The 875-nt window shown below is 68.8% G+C and carries 1 protein-coding gene; it reads right to left on the bottom strand.

Annotated features, from left to right (window positions below; genetic code table 11):
* A partial coding sequence (gene ssb, locus AC2W7M_RS26440) for a single-stranded DNA-binding protein (RefSeq protein ID WP_486136151.1) occupies positions 1-484 on the bottom strand: 484 nt, incomplete at its 3' end.
* Positions 485-875: the final 391 nt, after the last annotated feature.

Consider the following 875-nt stretch of genomic DNA (forward strand, 5'->3'; position numbering starts at 1 on the left):
CGCCGCCGGACGGTCCCGAGCGCCGCCCGCCGCCGCCATAGCCGCCACCACCGCCGCCGCCACCCATGGGGCTGGAGGAGCCGAAATCCGAGCCGCCGCCATAATCGTCGCCCCCGCCGCCGCCGCCCTCGCCGCCGCGGGAATCGAGCAGCGTCAGCTCGCCGCGATAGGGCCGCAGCACCACCTCGGTGGTGTAGACGTCGCGCCCGTCCTTCTCATATTTGCGGGTCTCGAGCTGGCCCTCGATATAGACCTTCGAGCCCTTCTTCAGGAACCGCTCGGCGACGCCGATGAGGTTCTCGTTATAGATCGAGACCTGGTGCCATTCGGTGCGGTCCTTGCGCTCGCCGGAGGCCTTGTCGCGCCAGCTCTCGGAGGTGGCGATGCGCAGGTTGCAGACCCGCCCGCCGCTCTGGAACGCGCGCACTTCCGGGTCGCGCCCCAGATTGCCGATCAGGATCACCTTGTTGACGCTGCCGGCCATGGGCGGCCCCTCCCTCTCTCGAATGCCTCGCGCGCACCCTGCCCCCGCGGGCCGCCGCGCGCGAGCCCAAATAAGCCGCTGTCCACCGTCGCGTCCCTTTGCGCGCTGCGCGAAGACCGAGAAGGGTGGCGTCAATGTTCTTATTATGTTCTAACTGCGGAGACCCGGTTGCGCAACCCCTGATTCCCCTGCGCCGCCGAATCCAGATTTCGGCTGGCCCGGCTCGGACGTTCTAGTTATGTTCTCTACCGCATCGCACACAGGCCATTACATTCGTGCCATGATCACGCGCCCGCTGGGAACCTCCGGAGTTGCAAGAGCGGCCGTGCGCGGCGCCGAAGCGTGGCGCGCAGCGCTGCGGGCCAGCCCGTCGCGGGCCAGACCGTCGCGG

This window comes from Xanthobacter sp. BG11Y11_SDJG (assembly GCF_057364445.1).